Genomic DNA, 19147 nt, shown 5'->3' with positions numbered 1-19147 from the left:
TGCCTTCGCGGTTCACGGGGGGTGGGGTGCGGCAGCACGCTAGCGATCCGGAATCGGGCAAACCGCCTGATCAGGGCGCCCGCCGGCGATCTTATGGTGCGCTTAAGGAAGGCATCGGGGACGGTTAAAGGTAGAGACCAATTTGGCCACACGCCGGGCCCGCGCCCGGCCCACGCCCGACTCCGCGCCGACCTGCGTCAGCTCACGCCCACGCCTCGTCTACGACGCCGCACGGACCCCCTGTGCCCGCGCCGCACCGGAGCCCGCCCGTCCAGCTGGATCCATATGCGCACCTCGGTGCCGCCCAGCACCGACGAACCGATCCGCACGTCCCCGCCCGTCGACTCCGCGAGCCGGCGCACGATGTCCAGGCCGAGGCCGGTCGAGCCGTCACTCCCGGAACCCTTCCCCCGTGCCATCGCGGCCTCCGGGTCCATGATGCCCGGGCCCGCGTCCGACACCAGCACGATCACCGCGTCCTCGCTTTTGTGCACGTCGACCGCGAAGGCCGTGCCCTCCGGGGTGTGCCGGAACACGTTCCCGAGGAGCGCGTCGAGGGCGGCGACGAGGTCGGCCCGGGCGACGGGTATCCGTACGGGATGGTCCACTCCCGCGACCCGCACCTTGCGCCCCTCGTCCTCGGCGAGCGCCGACCAGAAGTCCATCCGCTCGCGGACGACCTCGGACGCGTCGCACCCGGCGCCGATGCCTATCGCCGCCGTCTGCGGCTTGGCCTCCCGGGCCGTCCGGATGATCGTGTCGACCTCCCGCTCCAACTGCGCCACCGCCGCCCGCGTCTGCTCGGCGGCCGGCCCGTCACCGAGCGAGGCCGTGTTGAGGCGAAGCACGGTCAGCGGGGTCCGCAGGCGGTGCGAGAGGTCAGCGGCCAACTCCCTCTCGTTCGCCAGGAGTTGTACGACCTGATCCGCCATCGAGTTGAACGCCACCGCCGCCAGCCGCAGTTCGTTCGGCCCCTCCTCGGGCACCCTTGCGCCGAGCTTCCCCTCCCCCAGCTCATGCGCGCCCTCGACCAGTCGCTGTGCCGGCTGCACCATCCGTACCCCCAGCCGGTCGGCGACCGCGACCGAGCCGATGATGAGCGCGACCCCGACCGCGGCGAGCACCGCCCAGGCGGTGCCGACCCCGTTGCTGACCTCGGACTCGGGGACGTACACCTCGACGACCGCGATCTCGCCGGAGCTCAGCGCGGTGGGCTGGAGCAGGATGGAACCGCCGGGGACCTCCGCGGTGGAGGCCCGGCCGATGTTGCGTGTGGTCGCGATGTCCTTGGCGGCGGCGCGCTGCCGTCCGATGTCGACCGCCTTGGCGCCGTCGCTCGCCGGTATGTGCACGGCCATCCCGTCGTCCGAGCCGGCGGAGGCGACGACCCTCTCCAACTGGTCCCGGTCGGTAGTGATGGACAACGCGGGCGCGATGGCCGCGGCCTGCCGTTCGGCGTTCGAGAAGGCGCGGTCCCGGGCCATCTCCTTGATGACGAGCCCCAGTGGGACCGCGAAGGCCACCACGACCATCGTGGTCACCGCCACGCACACCTTGACCAGTGCCCACCTCATCGCGGCGGCTCCAAGCTCGGTGGTTCCAGCTTCACGCCGACCCCGCGGAGAGTGTGCAGATAGCGCGGCCGCGCCGCCGTCTCGCCCAGTTTCCGGCGCAGCCACGACAGATGGACGTCGATGGTCTGGTCGTCCCCGTACGACTGCTGCCACACCTCGGCGAGCAGCTCCTTGCGCGCGACGACGACACCGGGCCGCCCGGCGAGAAACGCGAGCAGGTCGAACTCGCGCCGGGTGAGGTCCAGTCGGGCGCCGTCCAGCTCGGCCTGGCGGCGCAGCGGGTCGATGGACAGGCCGCCGACCCTGATGACCGGCGACGGGGGTGTGTCGCCCGTCGCCCGCGAGCGGCGCAGGACGGCGGCCATCCGCGCGGACAGGTGCTCGACCGAGAACGGCTTGGTCAGATAGTCGTCCGCCCCGTCGTTCAACAGGCGGACGATCTCCGTCTCGTCGTCCCGCGCGGTTGCGATGATCACCGGGACGTCGGTGATGCCTCGCAGCATCTTCAGCGCCTCGGCCCCGTCGAGATCGGGCAGTCCGAGGTCCAGGATGACGACGTCGAAGGAGAAATGGGCAACCTCGCGCAGCGCCTCAAGGGCGGTGCCGACACTGCGCACCGTGTGCGCGGCTTCGGTCAGATGCCGGATGAGAGCGCTGCGTACGAACTGGTCGTCCTCGACCACGAGCACACTTGCCATGCGCCGCACCGTACGCCATCTGTGCGATGCCGGTCCGGTGCCTGTGGATAACTCGGGCCGCCGTTCTGTCAGGAGACATGGGAGACACCCGTGGGGCGCGTGAGGCAGTATGGCCCGCGATGCTCAGAGGATTCGTACACGTACTGGCTTGGTCGCTCGCCACGGGCGCGGCGGTCACGCTGTCGTGGTGGGGCGTCCACACGGTCATGACGGGGACGGCCTACGATCCGCCGCGCGCGCTGCCCATCACGGTGGGCAGGGCGACGACGCAGGGGTCCAAGCCGCTTGCCTCGTCGACGGGTCGGCCGTCGGCGAGCCCGAGTCCATCCGCCTCGAAACCGACGACGAGTCCGCGGCCGACCGCGATGCCGGCCCCCTCGAAATCGCCCTCCACCGACCCGAGTCCGAGCGCCTCCGGACCCGCCGGGCAGGTCAAGAGTTACGACACCGACGGGGGGCGGGCCGTCTTCGATCTCGGTACCACCTCCGCGACGCTCGTCTCGGCCACGCCGGGTTCGGGGTGGTCGATGCAGGTGTGGAAGACGGAGTCGTGGATTCGGGTGGAGTTCACTTCGGGGGCGGATCGGGTGTCGGTGTTCTGTACGTGGCACGACGGGCCGCCGCGGGTGGAGATCGGCACGTACTAGCTGCGCCGGCTTTGCGGGTCGGGTGCGGGTGGTTCGTGGCAGGGCGCGCCCACGCGGCGGAGCCGCATATGTTCACAGCCCCGCGCCCCTTTCGGGGCGCCCCAGCGCACCTGGGTTCGCAGGTGCCTCTGTCAGCGGAACACCGATGCGGGCGGGGCCGGGGATGCCACCGCCGCCGCGTCCAGTACCGGCACGGCTCCTCCGGTGAAGTCGGTGAGCTGTTTGCCGTGTTCGAGTCTGGCCGGGTGGGGGTCCGAGGCGGCGCGACGGGTGAGTTCGGCCAGGGGCAGGGGGTGGCCGGAGGCCACGAGGACGGCGTTGCCGAAGCGTTTGCCGCGCAGGACCGTGGGGTCGGCGATGAGGGCGAGCTCGGGGAAGACGGTCGCGGCGGTGGCGATCTGGCCGCGCAGATGGGCCAGCGGGGGGCCGTCGGCGAGGTTGGCGGCGTACAGGCCACCGGGTTTGACGGTTCTGCGGACGTCGGTGAGGAACTCGACCGAGGTGAGGTGCGCGGGGGTGCGGGCGCCGCTGAACACGTCCGCTATCACCAGGTCCGCCCAGCCGTCGGGAACCTTGGCGAGGCCTTCGCGGGCGTCCAGGGAGCGCACTCGGATGCGGGCGTTCGGGTCCAGGGGGAGTTCGCGGCGGACCAGTTGGACGAGGGCCCCGTCGCGTTCGACGACCTGCTGGGTGGAGCGGGGACGGGTCGCGGCGGTGTAGCGGGCGAGGGTGAAGGCGCCGCCGCCGAGGTGGACGGCGTGCACGGGCTTGCCGGGCGGGGCCACGAGGTCGATGACATGGCCGAGGCGGCGCTGGTACTCGAAGCTCAGATGGGCGGGGTCGTCGAGGTCGACGTGGGACTGGGGGGCGCCGTCGATGAGGAGGGTCCAGGCGCGCGGGCGGTCCCGGTCGGGTATCAGCTCGGCGAGGCCGCCCTCGACCGTCTCGACGACGGCGTCGGCGGACGCCTGCCCGCGGCGCGAACCGCGCGACGCGTCACGCGCCGCGCCCCGCGCGTCGTCGGACCGCTTGTTCCTCGACCTTCCCATCCTGCCATTATCAGGGCGTACAGGGAGGTCGGCGCAGCGGCAACCCGTGGGGCGGCCGCCCGGTGTTTCCGGTGTCAGCGGCAGTTGTCAGCGGCCTCGATCAGCCGGGCCGCCTCGCCCAGCGCCGCCCGCAGCACGGCCGGGTCGGTCGCGAGGTCCGCGTCGCCGGGCGGCAGCAGCCAGTCCGAGCCCTCGACCGGGGGCTCGGGTGCCACCAGGCTGAGGCCGCGGCCGTTGGTCTGGGTACAGGTGCTGCCCGGCACGTCCCAGGCGTCCGCGGTGCCGGACGGCACCAGGAAGCCGAGGGTGTCGCAGCCGTCGTCGAGCAGGACGGGCCCGACGGAGTCGCAGGAGCCGCGGCGGAGGATGTCGACCGCCTCCAGCCCCTGGCGCGCCGGAACCGTCACGAGGTCGCAGTCGGCGACCGGCTCCGGTGGGGCGTCGCACGCGGGGGACGGCCTGTGCTCGGCGGTCGACAGCCGCGTACGAAACTCGGTGCTCTCCATCCCGGCCTCCAACACGGAACCCCTCCTCCTGCACGAGTGGGTCGGGAGTTCGGGTGCGCTCCCGGTCCACAGGGTTCAACGCGTCAGAACGTCAACGGCTACGGCATAACACAGCCACAAAGGATGGCAGTTCATGGCAGATCGTGCATGAGATATCCGTTTTGTAGCCAAACCCAGCGTGGCGACACCGTCACAGCAGGTACGTTCTTGCTCCGCCGGGACAAGGTGACACACGCCACAACACGGACAACTCACCTTGAGTCCGGCATGGTTCGACGGTTGCAAGAGAGGGCCCGGCCATGGCGTCGTCAGCGGTGACCTCGTCCCAGTCCCCCCGGCCACCACGGCCGAATCTCGCCTTCCGGCGGCTGCGCGCACAGCGCTCGCCGGGCGAGTTCGCCGCGGCGGTACGGAGGGCCGCGCGCGAGATCGGCGAGCGGGTCAGCTGTGACGCGCGCTACATCGGGCGGGTCGAGGCAGGCGAGATCCGCTGCCCCAATTACGCGTACGAACGGGTGTTCCTGCACATGTTCCCCGGCCGCACGCTGACCGACCTGGGCTTCTCGCCCCGCTCGTCCGTACGCGGCCGAGGGGCGCGCGGCACGGACGAGGCGCTCCCTCCCCACACCACGAGCCCGACGCACGCCACCGGTGAGACGGAGGAGACGCACGAGACGTATGACACGCAGGACCCGTATGACAGGCACGAGAACCACGAGGAGAGCGACGTGCAACGTCGCGCATTCATGACTGGAGGCACCGCCACCGTGGCGGCGGCCTCACTGGGCCCCTTCGGAGTCGCCTTCGGCGCTCCGGCCGCAGCCGCGGACCGCCGTGTCCACCGGGTGGGGACCTTCGAGGCGGGCGCCCTCGAAGAGGCCGTCCGCCGGATCCGGCTGCTCGACGACCGGCACGGGGCCGACGGCCTCTACCGGCGGGCCGCCGCACCGCTGCGGACGGCCTACGAGCTGCTCGACGCGGGCACCACCCGGCAGACCACCGCCGACCGGCTGTACGCGGGGGCGGGCGAACTGGCGATCTCGGTGGGCTGGTTGGCACACGACTCCGGGCGCTTCGAGGACGCGCGCTCGCACTACGCCGAGGCGCTGGCGACCGCCAGGATGTCCGGCGACCCGGCCCTCGAGGCGCACGCCTTTTGCAACACGGCGTTCCTGGCACGCGACGCGGGGCGCCCCCGCGAGGCGGTGCGCGCGGCGCAGGCGGCACAGCGCGCGGCGCGCCCTCTCGGCTCCCCGCGGCTGCTCTCGCTGCTCGCGCTGCGCGAGGCGGGCGGCTGGGCCGGACTCGCCGACCGCACGGGGTGCGAGCAGGCACTCGTCCGCGCGCAGACGCTCTTCGAACGCGGCCCCTCGGAGACCGATCCCGAGTGGATGACCTTCTACGGAGAGGCCGAACTGGAGGGTCTGGAGGCGCAGTGCTGGTCGACGCTGGGCGACTGGACCCGCGCGGCCCGGCACGCCCGGCGCGCCGCGCACCTCCAGGACCCGCACTTCACCCGCAACATCGCCCTCTACACGGCCGAGCTCGCCGACGACCTCGCGCGCGGCGGCCGCCCCGACGAGGCCGCCCTCGCGGGTCTGCGCGTCCTCGACCTGCTGGGCGAGGTCCAGTCGTCACGTATCCAGACCATGTTGGCGGGCACCGCGCGCGTACTGCTGCCGCACCGCCGGGCGTCGGGTGTGTCGGCGTTCCTCGAGCGCCACGCGAGTCTGCCGCGCATCCCGTGATCCCGGCCGCCGGTCGGCGCCTAAGTGGTCAGGTGCCCGCAGTCGTTCCACGCCTCGATCGCGGGCTCTCCATAGGCCCAGCCGAGCACCGACAGCGAGGTCGGGTTGAGGCGGATACGGGCCGCGAAGTCGAGCGGGAGGCCGAGCCAGCGGGCGCCGATCGAGCGCAGGATGTGCCCGTGCGCGAAGACCAGCACATCCCGGTCCTCCGCGCGGGCCCAGGCGACGACCTCGTCCGCGCGCGCGGTGACCTGCTCCAGGGTCTCCCCCTCGGGGACGCCGTCGCGCCAGATGAACCAGCCCGGGCGGACCGCCTGGATCTCGGCCGGGGTCATGCCCTCGTACGCGCCGTAGTCCCACTCCATGAGCGTGTCCCAGGTGGTGGCACGCTCGCCGAAGCCGGCCAGTTCGCACGTCTCACGCGCGCGTGCCAGCGGACTGGTGCGCACCTCGACCCCCGAGAGTCCGTCGAAGGGGGCCCGGTGCAGTCGCTCCCCCAGCACCTTGGCGCCGCGTCGGCCCTCTTCCAGGAGCGGGATGTCGGTCCTGCCGGTGTGCTTGCCGGACAGTGACCACTCCGTCTGACCGTGCCGGGCCAGCAGGATGCGCGGTGCCATGAAGAGAAGCCTTTCCGGTTCGCGTGGAGGACGTGCGGGACGAGGAAGAGACGCGGACCTGAGAGATGGGTGATCCCATCATGTCTCACCCCCGCGTCGGGCAACCCGGCGGGCGATCTCTGCGTCTTTGACGACCAGGGGCCGCCTCCTTAAGCCATTCACATACACCGTAAAATCGGATGGCCGCGTCACCGGGGCGCAATCGGCTGGTCACACAAGCAACAACCACAGGTCACGCAAGCAGATGGGGGAGGGCGATCGGATGCCGCAGACCGATGCACGGCGAACCGAGGCGGCACCGCGCGCCCGGCTCCGCCGGTGGACCGAACTGCGCGCCGCCGCATCGCACACCCGGCTGCGCTGGTGGACCGAGCTGCCGCTGCTCGTGATGGTGTACGCGTCGTACTCGGCGGGCCGGCTGCTCGCCCGGGGCGACACCGACGACGCCGTCGGTCACGGCCTGGAGATCCTGCGCATCGAGAAGGTCCTCCACCTCAACGCCGAGCACCCGCTGAACAGGTTGTTCACCCGCGAGGCCTGGCTCGGCGTCCCCGCCGACTTCTGGTACGCGTCGCTGCACTACCTGGTGACGCCCGCGATCCTGATCTGGCTCTTCCGCTCCCGGGCCGTGCGCTACCGCGCCGCCCGCACCTGGCTGATGACATCCACGCTGATCGGCCTGATCGGCTTCACGTTGATGCCGACCTGCCCGCCCCGGCTGCTCTCCGCGGGCCACGGCTTCGTCGACACGATGGCCCAGTACAGCTCGTACGGCTGGTGGGGCGGCGAGGCGAGCGCGCCGCGCGGCCTCGGCGGCATGACCAACCAGTACGCGGCGATGCCCAGCCTGCACGTGGGCTGGTCGCTGTGGTGCGGAGTGATGCTGTGGCGCTACGGCCGCACGCCCGTCGTCCGGCTCGCGGGCATCGCCTATCCGCTGCTGACCACGATCGTCGTGATGGGCACCGCCAACCACTACTTCCTCGACGCGGTGGCGGGCGCCACGGTGATGGGGATCGGGCTGCTGCTGACCCCGTACGTGATGCGGCTGGCGGACCGCGTGCGGGGGCTGCTCAGTGCCCGCATCCCGTGGGTCGCGGGCGCCTCGCACGGCGCACGCTCCTCAATTGTCAGTGGCGGATGCCAGACTTCCACGGGTGAGCGAATTCCCCGACAGCGCGAGTCCCGAACCGGGCCCGAAGTCGAGCCGGGTGCCTCCCCCGCGGACGCGGGAGAAGGCGCTGCGACAGCGGCTCGCTGAGCTGCGCGGTCCCGCCGTACCGCCCAAGGCGCTGGACGCGCGGGCCCTCGCGGCGCTCGCCGCGAACCCCGGGTGCGAGCGGCGCGCCCTGCTGGACGGCGCGGGTGTCGACAAGGCGAAGCTGGCGGACGCGCTGGGCTCGCCGTCCGCCTTCGGCCAGTCCCAGTTCGCCTTCATGCGGGGGAACGCGTTCGAGGCACGGGTCAAGGCCGACGGCGGCGCGGAGCTGCTGCGGCTGGTGCACGAGAAGCTGGACCCGGATGCCGAGCCGCCCGCGGCCGGTGTCGTCCCCGACCTGAGCGCGGTCGGCCCCGAGGGGCGCGCGGCCCGTACGGCACTCGCCCTGCGCGAGGCCACCACGGCCGGCGCCTGGACCCTGCTCGACCACCCCATGCTCGCCCTCGACGTCGCGGGCTCCCCCGCCTTCCTGGAGCCGGACGCCGTCGTCGTCCACCCGAACGGAAGCTGGACGGTCGTCGAGATCAAGTCCTTCCCGATGCTGGACGGCTCCGCGGACCCGGCGAAGGTGGGCGCCGCCGCCCGCCAGTCCGCGGTGTACGTGCTCGCCCTGGAGGAGGTGGCGGCGCGCCTAGGCGACAGCGATGCCGGTCCCGACGTTCGCCACCGGGTCCTGCTGGTCTGCCCCAAGGACTTCTCCAACCTGCCCACCGCGTCCGCCGTCGACATCCGCAAGCAGCGCGCGGTCACCCGCCGCCAGCTGGCCCGCCTCACGCGTGTCGAGGACATCGCGGACAGCCTCCCCGAGGGCACCTGCTTCGCCCCCGACCTCCCGGCCGCCGACCTGACGACCGCCGTCGAGTCCGTCTCCGCGACCTACGCCCCCGAGTGCCTGGCCGCCTGCGAGCTCGCCTTCCACTGCCGCGACCGCTCCCGCGCCGAGGGCGTGGTGACGGCCCTGGGGCGGTCGCTCCGCTCCGAGCTGGGCGGGCTGACGACGATCGGTGAGGTCCTGGCGGCGGCCCACGGCGCGGCCGGGGACCCCGACGACCCGGCGGTCGTGGCCCTGCGCAGGGCCGCGGCGCTGCGGTCGGAGGCCCTGCGGGGGCATGCGACACCGCCCACCGGCCGACCGGAGCCGGCCGGCGAAGTCCTCCCGGAGGTGGCCCCTTGTCGCTGATCGCCACCCTCGCCCGGCTGGAGGCCGTCGAGAGCGGGCGGGCCCAGCCCGTCGCCACCGTGCGCCACCGGCATCTCACCGAGCGGCCCCTGGTGTTCGTACCGCTGACCACCGCGGGTGAGGCCGGGGCCCCGCTCGGGGCACTGGTCGGCACGGACCGGGACGCGCCCCGCCTGCTGGTCGTGCCCCAACCCCGGGACCGCGACCTGCGGTTCGCGTTCCTCGCGGAGCTGGCCGATGTCGTACTGCCGTACGTGGACACCTATGCCGACGACGTCGAGGCAGCCGAGCGCAGCGAGACCGATCCCGAAACCGGCAAGCGCGTCAAGGTCGAGGTCGAACTGTGCGCGGACGCCCCGCAGCTGATCGTGCCGAGCCGCGCGGGTGTGGAGTTCGTACGGCTCCTCGGCCGCTCCATGCGGTTTCGGCGCACCGCGGAGCAGGAGCCCGAGGCGCCCCATCCGGCGCCGCCCCGGGTGCCGTTGCTCGGGCGGTGGCTGACGCACTTCGGGGAGCGGGCCCGGGTGCCCGGCTCCGCCCTGCTGCTCGCCCTCACCGACGTGCTGTCGCGGCACTGGGCGACCGGCCAGAGCAGCCTGGAGGACCAGCACCTGGGGGCGCTGCTCGCCTGGATCGACCCCCCGGAGGGTGCGTCGGGCGCGCAGGCCGCGCTGCGGGCCGAGTTGCGGCGGGATGCCCGGGGACAGCTCGTGTGGCCGCCCGCGGGACCGGCCACCGACCCCGCCTTCGACAACAAACTGCTCGCTCCCGCCATCGAGCGCTACGACCGCGCGCGGACCGCCCTCGCCGCCGCCGAGGACGGCCTGGAGGCGGACGACCGGCTCGGTGAACTCACCGCCGCCGAGCGGGAGATCCGCACCCTCGTCGAGCAGATCACCCGGCCCACCTGGGACGCGGTGTGGCGCGGCCTCGACCTGCTGCGGACGCTCCCCGAGGGCACCCACGCGGCCGACCGGTGGACCCGTGACCGCTGGTCGTTCACCGGCCACCGCGACCGGATCACCGCGGGCGAGCCCCCGCAGCCACGCCGCGACGACGCGGTCACCGCCGCGAACAAGCTGGCCACGCGCGAGCGCGAGCAGGGCCGCCTGGACGCGCAGGAAGCCCTCGACGATCCGCTGGTCATGGCCGGGCGGCGGCTGGTCGGCGAGGCCTTCGCGGGTGAGGTCACGGACGTCGTCATGGCGTACAGCGAGAGCAAGCGGCCGAGCCCCCGCCCCCTGGTGACCGTGCGCACGGACGACCGGCCGCACCTCGGGGAGCGGACGAAGGTGTACCGGTCGCTGGGCGGAAAGCCGCAGGCGGCCGAGTTCGTCGGGTACGAGGAGTCATCGGAGGGCGACGGGCTGGTGGTCCTGCGGATCGTCGACAAGATGGGGCGCGGCAAGGAACCCGAGACCGGCTCCGTGCCGGAGAAGGGGGATCTCCTCTGCTTCACTCTCTTCGAGCACGAGCAGCGGGGCGGCGCGAAGCTGCCCGACCCGGAGGAGACCCCGTGGACGCACGGCGGACCGCCGGGCGAGCCGGACGCGGTACCGCGGCCGGACCCGGTGACGGAGGAGGACATCCTGTGACCACGGCCTTCGATCCCGGAGCCGCGGCCGGCCGCGCCACCGACGCCATCCTGAACGACACCCTGCACGGCACGCACCGCGGCGTCGTGGTCGACTCTCCCCCGGGCGCCGGGAAATCCACCCTCGTCGTCCGCGCGGCGCTCGAACTCGCCTCCGCCGGGCGCCCGTTGATGGTCATCGCGCAGACCAACGCCCAGGTCGACGACCTGGTGCTGCGACTCGCCGAGAAGAACGGGGAGCTGCCGGTAGGCCGCTTGCACAGCAGCGATCCCGACCCCTACGACAAGGCTCTGGACGACCTGCCGAACGTCCGCAAGTCCACGAAGGCCGGCGATCTGTCCGGACTGGACGTGGTCGTCTCGACCGCCGCCAAGTGGGCCCACGTCAAGGGGGTCGAGCCGTGGCGGCACGCGATCGTCGACGAGGCCTACCAGATGCGGTCGGACGCGCTGCTGGCCGTGGCGGGGCTCTTCGAGCGGGCTCTGTTCGTGGGCGACCCCGGGCAGTTGGACCCGTTCGCGATCGTCGGCTCGGAGCAGTGGGCGGGGCTGTCGTACGACCCGTCGGCGTCCGCGGTGACGACACTGCTCGCCCACAACCCCGACCTGCCGCAGCACCGCCTCCCGGTGTCCTGGCGGCTGCCGGCCTCCGCGGCGCCGCTCGTCTCGGACGCGTTCTACCCATACACGCCGTTCCGCAGCGGCACCGGCCATGGTGACCGGCGGCTGAAGTTCGCTGTGGCGTCGGACGGTTCGGGTCCCGACCGGGTCATCGACGAGGCGGCGGAGGCGGGTTGGGGGCTGCTGGAGCTGCCCGCCCGGCACACGCCGCGTACGGACCCGGAGGCGGTAGGGGCGGTGGCCCAGGTCGTACGACGGCTGCTGGACCGGGGCGGTGCGGCCACCTCGGAGCGGGCGGAGGAACCGGTACCCCTGACCGCCGACCGGATCGCCGTCGGCACGGCGCACCGGGACCAGGCGGCGGCCGTACGGGCGGCGCTCGCCGACCTCGGGGTCGCGGACGTCACCGTCGACACGGCGAATCGGCTTCAGGGGCGGGAGTTCGACGTCACCGTGGTGCTGCATCCGCTGTCCGGGCGGCCCGACGCGACCGCGTTCCACCTGGAGACGGGGCGGCTGTGCGTCCTCGCCTCGCGGCATCGGCACGCGTGCATCGTGGTGTGCCGGGCGGGAGTGACGGAACTGCTGGACGACCATCCGTCGACGGAGCCGGTGCAGCTGGGGGTCACGGTGAAGTTTCCCGACGGCTGGGAGGCCAATCACGCGGTGCTGTCGCATCTGGCGGAGCATCGGGTGGTGTGGCGACCGTAGATCCACCTCGGATCCACAGCGGATCCATGGGTGGCGGCCGTGGGTCCGGCTTGCACGGTTGTGCGGGTCCGCTCACACGGGCCTACTTGCGCGGACGGGGGAGAATGGACGGTGGCCCACCCACGAAGCGGGCCCCTGAACCGTACGAGGAGGAGAAGACATGGCGGAGCCCACGCCGCGTCGGAACGAACCGCGGCTACGCCCCGCGCCCCTGCTCTTCGAGCCCGCGGAGGCGGCCGGTGATCCGGAGCACTTCTTCGATCTCGAGTCGATCGACGATCCTCGGGCGCTGCTGGCGCGGGCCACGGAGCTGACGCTCGCGTTTCGCGCCGCGGCCGATCGGGCGCTGGAGTTCCAGGCGATCGCCGCCGCGCAGCTGGCTGACCCCCGGCGGTTCGACCGGCTTACGCCGGCTGCGATCGCCGAGCGGGCCGAGTGGACCGAGGACTATGCGAAGAAGATGGTCGAGTTCGGGCGGGATCTGTTGCGAGGGGTCGAGGGGGACGGGCGGGGGCTCGGGCATGGGGTGGGCGACCATGCGTGAGCCGTTCGTTTCCGTGTAGCCGCCGGGTTCCGTCGCCCCCGCCGCCCGGGCTTGTCGCGCAGTTCACCGCGCCCCTGACAGCCCAGAAGCCTGGCATATGCCAGGGGGCAAGGTACTCCTCTCCCCGGCGTTCTGTCCCGGGTTCTCACAACTCTCAGGGGGCGGATGCTTACCGACGGTAGATCTGACAGGCATGAGCAGCACACGGAATTCGGCAAGCTCCGCCGCCCCGTTGCCCGACCGGTTCGACGTCTCCGGCGTCACCCCGGACGGAGCCGCCTGGCTCGCCTCGGCAGGAACGTATCCGCGCAGCACCCTCACCCTCTGGGAGGAACGCCCGACCGCCCCGGTCGTCCTGCCCTGCGGCACCGCCTTCGACATCGTCAACGTACCCACGATCTTCGGCCGGCGGATGCTCGACCGGATGTGGGACGAGGGGCCGGGCTCCGGCCCGGTGGCCGTGCACCGCGGGCGGATGCTGCTGTTCAGCGCGCCGGGCACCGCACAGCGCCTGCCGTCGCTCCTGGAGTGGGAGGAGTGGGGGGCGGGTGAGTCGGGGGAATCCGGGCGCGTCGACGCCATTCCTCCGCTGCTCTGCCACGGGGTCGGCGACGCCGTGACCGTGCCCGCCCTGAGCCCCGTCGCCCACCTCGCGTCCCGCTGGCTGGTGGCCCCCGACACCCGGCATCCGTGGCTTCCGGGGCCCGAGATCCTGGTGTGGGCGGCCGTCCGGGCGGCCCGCACGGCCGCCTCCGCCGCGGTGCGGATATCGATTTTTCCTCCCGCCGATCAGGATGCTAAGGTCTACGACGTCAGCAGGCGCCGCTAGCTCAGTTGGTTAGAGCAGCTGACTCTTAATCAGCGGGTCCGGGGTTCGAGTCCCTGGCGGCGCACAGACGGTGAGAAGCCCCTCGCGAAAGCGAGGGGCTTCTTGCGTGCCCGGCTCCGCGCGGGCGAGGGGCTCAGCCTGTCGTGATCTTCACCGTCCACGCCCCGGACGCCGTCCGGTCCTCGACCTCGACGCGCACCTTCTCGCCGGGGACCGTGAAACTCTCCCCGAGTCCGACGGGCGCGTCCGCCAGGGGCGGGTAGACCGATTCACCCCAGCAGGACTCGGAGTGCGGGTGGGCGTCGATGACCTCGACCGGGCCGTCGCCGGAGTCGGCCTCGCTGCGGATGCGGTAGATCAGGATGCCCTGTGTGCAGGTGGCGCCGTCGTTGCCCGTCGAGGTGCGCGCCTCGAAGGCCAGCGCACTGTCGGGACCCGTACGGACGACCGCCAATTTGGTACCGCGGCCGGAACCGAAGATGCGCGCCCCCGGCGCCGAGGTGGGCAGGACCGCCCGCGAGGCCGAGAGGGCCGAGGTCCGCGCCCGGGAGCCCGGGACAGACCCCCCGGAGACGGGGTCGGAGACGGGGCCCGAGACGGGCGCCCCGGAGCCCGAGGCGGACCCCCCGGGACCGGGAACCGAGCCCCAGGGACCCGAGGCGGAGCCCTCCGAGTCCGAGGGCGGTCTCCCGGAGCCCGAAGCCGGTGCCGGACCGGCCAGGGCAGGGGCGCTCGCGACGGAAACCGGCGCTCCTGATGCCGCCGTCCCCGCCCCGCCCGTCACCGGACCCGACCCCAGCGGCTCCAACGTCAGCCTCGTGGTCCCGTGCTCCCGCAGACAGGCCACCTGGCGCGTTTCCAGCCAGCCCAGTTTCCACTTGTGCCAGCCGAACAGGTCGGGGGCGAGGCCGAACTGGCTGCCCATGAGGTCCCAGTCGCCGACGTAGGTGTCCCATTCGCCCTTGCCGTCGGTGGGGCGGTGGTAGAGGTCGGGCAGGTCGAAGACGTGCCCCGTCTCGTGGGCGAGGACGAGGTGGTCCGGCGGGTGCTTCTCGAAGACCGTGACGACGCGGCGGATGTCCTTGCCGTCGGCTTCGATGGGGGTGTCGAGGTTGACGACCTTCGTCGCGTCGGAGTCGACGCCCGGCGCGTCCGGGTCGGCCACGAAGTAGACGATGTCGTAGCGGGAGAAGTCGACCTGCCGGTCGGCCGCGGCGACCGCGTCACGCAGATAGTCGCCGCGCCGCGCGGCGTTCCAGTCGCGCTTTATGGCGTACGAGGTGGAGGTGTGCGGCATCCGGATCCAGTCGCGCTGCGGATGCGGGCGCAGTGTGAACTTGCCGTACGAGGCGCGCTCGAAGAACTGGCTGGTGGCCGGGAAGTAGTCGGCGGTCAGTTCGGCGGGCGTGGTGCGGGGCCGGGAGTCCGGGAAGGACAGATAGACGAGCACCGCGTCGAGGGGGCGGGTGGGGCGCGGATAGTCGGCGTTCCAGGTGTCCAAGCCCTCCGAGTGGTGGGCCTCGGTCCGCTTCAGGGCGCAGGGGGAGAAGAGGGGTTCGGCGAGCGCGGGGCCCGTGATCAGGGAAGTAGCGGCCAGCGCCGACATGGAGGTGAACACGGCCGCGGTGCTGCGCCAGCGCGGCACACCCGGACGGGCGAAGGCCCGACGCGCACCCGGACGAGCGAGGACTCGCGGCACGCCGAGAACCGTCAGGACGTCAGGAACCCGCGGCACATCACGGCTTCGACGCCACAGGGCCTCTCGGGCGAGACCCTTCAGGGGGCGCTGACGCGGCACGTCGACCTCCGGATGCGGTTTTCGGGACACCGCACCCAGCCTGGGATAGTTCGTGACACTTCGCCCTGTTTGCCTGCACCAGAAGAGTGAGGAGCCGTGAGCAGCCGAAACCCCGAACGACACCCCGAACACTCACGGAACGTCACATGTGATCGCCAGGCGCAGGAACCGGTCCAGATCCAGGCAGAAACGATCTGTCAGAACCGGTGGTTGTTCCGGGACACTGGACTGTGGCTGGAAGGCTCCGGAACCAGCCTCTATGATCGGCACACTTTCCTGCACGGACACGGCTTGTTCGGCCGTCCAGCACCGGCCGACCACCCGAGAGACCCATACGAAGAACGAGTGCACTGCGGGAGCGAGCGGTGAGCGGAACGTCCGAAGGGCCGACGCCCACGGCAGATCTCATCCGGTCGGCCGTCACAGAGCGTCACATCGACACATCTCCGCGTACGTCTCCTCGTACGTACGCCGGGGTGCCTCCCAGCGCATCCGTCTCCGCTGTTTCACCCCCCGGCGCATCCCCCTGCGCCGGTGCCTCTCCCGGCTCGTACGCCCCGGCGGAAACACCCCTCGGCACCCTCGACACGCCTGAGTCCCCCCTCGACACGCCTGAGTCCCCCCTCGACACGCCCGAGTCCATCTCCGACACGCCCGAGTCAATTCCTGGCATTTCCGAGTCCGTCCCCGATGCGGCGCTCGTCCCACCCGCCGGGACCTCGACATCTCCCGGTGCGTTCCGTGCCGCCTTCGGCGCCGCGCCCCTTCCGATGGCCGTGGTCGACCGCGAGGGTCTGGTCGTCACCGCCAACGATTCGCTCGGCGCGCTGTGCGGCACCGGATCGGGCGCGCTCGTGGGGCGGATCGCGGCCGATCTGGTGGATCTGGCCTCCGACGCCCGCACCTGGCACGCGTACCGCGAGGTACTGCGCGGCCGGCAGGCCCGGCTGCGCTGCACCCGTCGCCTCAAGCACCCCGACGGGCACTCGCTCTGGGTGCAGGTGACGGTCGCTCCGCTGCCCGCGCAGGAGGAGGCGGTGCTGCTGTCCATCGCAGACATCAGCGCCCGCCGTGAACTCCAGGCGCGGCTGCGGCACTTGCAGATGCACGACCCGGTGACCCGGCTGCCCAACCGCACGTTGTTCTTCGAGCGGCTCTCGTCCGCCCTGGAGGCGGAGGCGTACGAGGAGGGCGGCACCGGCCGGATCGGGCTCTGCTATCTGGACCTGGACGGGTTCAAGGCGGTCAACGACACGCTCGGCCACCGGGTCGGCGACCGGCTGCTCGCGGCCGTGGCCGAACGGCTGACGCGCTGCGCCGACGAGGCGGGTTACGCCCGGGGGGCCACTCCCCTGGTCGCCCGGCTGGGCGGCGACGAGTTCGCCCTGCTGGTCGAGGACTCGACAGGGACGGACCAGTTGGCCGACCTCGCCGAGTCCGTCCTGAAGTCACTGCAGGCGCCCTTCGACCTCTCGGGGCAACGGCTGTCGGTCTCCGCGTCGATCGGGGTCGTCGAGCGGCGCGCCGCCGGGACGTCCGCGACCCATCTGATGCAGGCCGCGGACACCACGCTGTACTGGGCGAAGGCGGACGGCAAGGGCCGCTGGACGCTGTTCGACCCGGAGCGCAACGCCCACCGGATGACCCGTCAGGCGCTCTCCTCCACGCTCCGGGCGGCGATCGACCGGAACGAATTCGCCCTGGAGTACCAGCCCTTGGTGGGCATGGAGGACGGCGGGGTGCGCGGGGTCGAGGCGCTGGTCCGCTGGAACCATCCGCAGTTCGGCACGCTGACGCCGAATCGGTTCATCGGATTGGCCGAGGAAGACGGTTCGATCGTGCAGCTGGGCCGTTGGGTACTGGCCACGGCCTGCCGCCAGGCCCGCCGTTGGCAGCTGGACCACCCGGACGCGGCGCCGATCTTCGTCAGCGTCAACGTCGCCGTACGGCAGGTGTGGGACTCCGACCTGGTCGCGGACGTGGCGGAGATCCTCGCGGAGACGGGTCTCGCCCCGCATCTGCTCCAGTTGGAGCTGACGGAGTCGGCGGTGATGGGCTCGGCCGGGCGGCCTCTCCAGGCTCTCCAGTCCCTCAGCGACATGGGCGTCCGCATCGCCATCGACGACTTCGGCACCGGCTACTCCAACCTCGCCTACCTCAGCCGCCTGCCGGTCTCCGTCCTGAAGCTGGACGGCTCCTTCGTCCGCGGCTTCCAGTACGAGGGGCCCGACGGCGGCGCCCACCCCAACCCCGCCGACGAGGTCATCGTCGAGGCCCTCATCCAACTCGCCCACCGGCTCGGCCTGACGGTCACCGCCGAATGCGTGGAGACCGCCTCCCAGGCCACCCGGCTGCGCGGGATCGGCTGCGACACCGGGCAGGGCTGGCTGTACTCCCGCCCGGTGGCGCCGGATCGTATCTCCGCCCTCTTGACGGCGAGCTCCTGACGGAGAGCTTCTGACAGAGAGCTCGACGGCGAACGGGCGCTAGTCCGCCTTCGGCAGCCCGTACACGTCCGCGATCAGTTCGTACGAGCGCAGGCGTACGTCGCCGCCGTGGGCGTTACCCGTGAGCATCAGCTCGTCGGCGCCGGTGCGCTTCTGGAGGTCGTCGAGGCCGGCGCGGACCTCGTCCGCGGTGCCGTGGATGACGTTGGCGTTCCAGGAGTCGACGAACTCACGTTCCATCGGGCTGAAGTCGTACGCCTCCGCCTCCTCGGGGGTCGGGACGAGACCCGGGCGGCCGGTGCGCAGCCGGACCATGTTCAGGGCCGCGGCCCTGACCTGGCGGCGGGCCTCCTTCTCGTCGTCCGTGGCGAGGGCGGAGACGCCGATCAGGGCGTACGGGGCGTCCAGCACGGCGCTCGGCCGGAAGGACTCGCGGTAGAGGTCCAGCGCCGGGATCGTGTTCTGGGCCGAGAAGTGGTGCGCGAAGGCGAAGGGGAGGCCGAGGACGCCGGCCAGGCGGGCGCTGAAACCGGAGGAGCCGAGGAGCCAGATCGGGGGGCGGTGCGGGGACTGTACGCCGCCCGGGGAGGTCGACTGGACGGGGCCCGGGACCGCGTGGATGCGGGCGTAGGGGTGACCGGCCGGGAAGTCGTCGTCCAGGAAACGGGCCAGCTCCGCGAGCTGCTCGGGGAAGTCGTCGGCGCCCTCGTTCAGGCGGTCGGTGCGGCGGAGGGCTGCGGCCGTGGCGCCGTCGGTGCCGGGGGCTCGGCCCAGGCCCAGGTCCACTCGGCCCGGGGCCATGGCTTCCAGCGTGCCGAACTGCTCCGCGATCACCAGGGGGGCGTGGTTCGGGAGCATGACGCCGCCCGAGCCCAGGCGGATGCGGGTCGTGTGGGCGGCGAGGTGGGCGAGGATCACCGCGGGTGAGGAGGAGGCCACGCCCGGCATGGAGTGGTGTTCGGCGACCCAGTAGCGGTGGAAGCCGCGGGACTCTGCGAGGCGGGAGATGGCGACGCTGGTGCGCAGGGCGTCGGTCGCGGTGCGGCCGGCGCCCACCGTGACCAGGTCCAGTACGGAGAGGGGTACGGGCGCGGTGCCTTGCGCGGTGCCTCGGATCTCGTCCGTGTCGTCCACCGGGGTGCCTCCTGTTGCGTACGTGTTGCTGTCCTCCGAGCGCCAACAGGAGACAGTCCCCGCTTATTCCCGGCACCGCACCCCGGTACGCGGGCCGGGAGTCTCTCGCCCCGCCGCCCCTTCAACCCCGCCAGGGGGCGCTGCGCCCCCCGGGCCCCCGCATCACCCGAAGGGCTCGTCCTCAAACGCCGGACAGGCTGAAAGGTGCGTGCCAGGGGCTTTCAGGGGCGC

The 19147-nt window shown here is 72.3% G+C and carries 16 protein-coding genes and 1 tRNA gene; 10 read left to right on the top strand and 7 right to left on the bottom strand.

The window, feature by feature from the left end:
- Positions 1 to 197: 197 nt before the first annotated feature.
- Positions 198 to 1574, bottom strand: coding sequence for a sensor histidine kinase (locus tag SMIR_RS24180; RefSeq protein ID WP_168491866.1), 1377 nt, complete (start codon positions 1572 to 1574; stop codon positions 198 to 200).
- Positions 1571 to 2272, bottom strand: a complete 702-nt coding sequence (locus tag SMIR_RS24175) for a response regulator transcription factor (RefSeq protein ID WP_168491868.1) — start codon at positions 2270 to 2272, stop codon at positions 1571 to 1573. The genes SMIR_RS24180 and SMIR_RS24175 overlap by 4 nt, the downstream gene beginning before the upstream one ends.
- A 119-nt stretch (positions 2273 to 2391) precedes the next feature.
- Here SMIR_RS24175 and SMIR_RS24170 point away from each other — a divergent pair, with 119 nt between their 5' ends.
- The gene (locus SMIR_RS24170) at positions 2392 to 2919 is read left to right on the top strand and encodes a hypothetical protein (protein ID WP_168501046.1); all 528 of its coding nucleotides are present in this window, start codon (positions 2392 to 2394) and stop codon (positions 2917 to 2919) included.
- A gap of 131 nt (positions 2920 to 3050) precedes the next feature.
- Here the strand turns inward: SMIR_RS24170 and SMIR_RS24165 are convergent, their stop codons facing one another.
- Positions 3051 to 3968, bottom strand: coding sequence for a spermidine synthase (locus SMIR_RS24165; RefSeq protein ID WP_168491869.1), 918 nt, complete (start codon positions 3966 to 3968; stop codon positions 3051 to 3053).
- A gap of 74 nt (positions 3969 to 4042) precedes the next feature.
- Positions 4043 to 4474 carry a hypothetical protein gene (locus tag SMIR_RS24160; RefSeq protein ID WP_249938468.1) on the bottom strand — a complete coding sequence of 144 codons (432 nt, stop codon included), beginning with the start codon at positions 4472 to 4474 and terminating at the stop codon, positions 4043 to 4045.
- A 299-nt stretch (positions 4475 to 4773) separates the two neighbouring features.
- Here SMIR_RS24160 and SMIR_RS24155 point away from each other — a divergent pair, with 299 nt between their 5' ends.
- A complete protein-coding gene (locus SMIR_RS24155; protein WP_168491870.1) occupies positions 4774 to 6222 on the top strand; it encodes an NsdA family TPR-like regulatory protein in 1449 nt (482 codons plus the stop codon).
- A 20-nt stretch (positions 6223 to 6242) separates the two neighbouring features.
- On the opposite strand, the gene SMIR_RS24150 is transcribed toward SMIR_RS24155, so the two are convergent.
- Entirely contained in the window at positions 6243 to 6839 is a 597-nt protein-coding gene (locus SMIR_RS24150; RefSeq protein WP_101404999.1) for a histidine phosphatase family protein, read from the bottom strand.
- Positions 6840 to 7101: 262 nt separating this feature from the next.
- Between SMIR_RS24150 and SMIR_RS24145 the strand changes: the two genes are divergently transcribed.
- From SMIR_RS24145 to SMIR_RS24115, 7 genes are all read left to right on the top strand, one after another.
- Positions 7102 to 8100: a phosphatase PAP2 family protein gene (locus SMIR_RS24145; protein ID WP_168491871.1), complete on the top strand. Its 999-nt coding sequence runs from the start codon at positions 7102 to 7104 to the stop codon at positions 8098 to 8100.
- Positions 8051 to 9238: a hypothetical protein gene (locus SMIR_RS24140; protein WP_212728402.1), complete on the top strand. Its 1188-nt coding sequence runs from the start codon at positions 8051 to 8053 to the stop codon at positions 9236 to 9238. Before SMIR_RS24145 ends, SMIR_RS24140 begins: the two co-directional genes overlap by 50 nt.
- Positions 9229 to 10833, top strand: a complete 1605-nt coding sequence (locus tag SMIR_RS24135; RefSeq protein ID WP_168501047.1) for an amino acid adenylation domain-containing protein — start codon at positions 9229 to 9231, stop codon at positions 10831 to 10833. The genes SMIR_RS24140 and SMIR_RS24135 overlap by 10 nt, the downstream gene beginning before the upstream one ends.
- Positions 10830 to 12164 (top strand): AAA domain-containing protein, encoded by a 1335-nt coding sequence (locus SMIR_RS24130; protein ID WP_168491872.1) that lies wholly within the window; start codon positions 10830 to 10832, stop codon positions 12162 to 12164. Before SMIR_RS24135 ends, SMIR_RS24130 begins: the two co-directional genes overlap by 4 nt.
- 160 nt (positions 12165 to 12324) lie before the next feature.
- Positions 12325 to 12708: a DUF8844 domain-containing protein gene (locus SMIR_RS24125; RefSeq protein ID WP_101404994.1), complete on the top strand. Its 384-nt coding sequence runs from the start codon at positions 12325 to 12327 to the stop codon at positions 12706 to 12708.
- 193 nt (positions 12709 to 12901) lie between these two features.
- A complete protein-coding gene (locus tag SMIR_RS24120) occupies positions 12902 to 13537 on the top strand; it encodes a bifunctional DNA primase/polymerase (RefSeq protein ID WP_168491873.1) in 636 nt (211 codons plus the stop codon).
- Positions 13528 to 13601 (top strand) — tRNA-Lys (locus SMIR_RS24115). Before SMIR_RS24120 ends, SMIR_RS24115 begins: the two co-directional genes overlap by 10 nt.
- A 69-nt stretch (positions 13602 to 13670) precedes the next feature.
- Here SMIR_RS24115 and SMIR_RS24110 read toward each other — a convergent pair.
- On the bottom strand, positions 13671 to 15143 hold the full coding sequence (locus tag SMIR_RS24110) for a M6 family metalloprotease domain-containing protein (protein ID WP_212728401.1): 1473 nt from the start codon (positions 15141 to 15143) through the stop codon (positions 13671 to 13673).
- A 557-nt stretch (positions 15144 to 15700) separates the two neighbouring features.
- Here SMIR_RS24110 and SMIR_RS24105 point away from each other — a divergent pair.
- A complete protein-coding gene (locus SMIR_RS24105) occupies positions 15701 to 17782 on the top strand; it encodes a putative bifunctional diguanylate cyclase/phosphodiesterase (RefSeq protein WP_422664460.1) in 2082 nt (693 codons plus the stop codon).
- Positions 17783 to 17821: 39 nt separating this feature from the next.
- On the opposite strand, the gene SMIR_RS24100 is transcribed toward SMIR_RS24105, so the two are convergent.
- The gene (locus tag SMIR_RS24100; protein ID WP_168491874.1) at positions 17822 to 18916 is read right to left on the bottom strand and encodes an LLM class flavin-dependent oxidoreductase; all 1095 of its coding nucleotides are present in this window, start codon (positions 18914 to 18916) and stop codon (positions 17822 to 17824) included.
- Positions 18917 to 19147: the final 231 nt, after the last annotated feature.

The sequence above is a fragment of the Streptomyces mirabilis genome (genome assembly GCF_018310535.1).
Taxonomy (GTDB): Bacteria; Actinomycetota; Actinomycetes; order Streptomycetales; family Streptomycetaceae; genus Streptomyces.
This window is presented reverse-complemented; position numbering and strand designations above follow the sequence as displayed.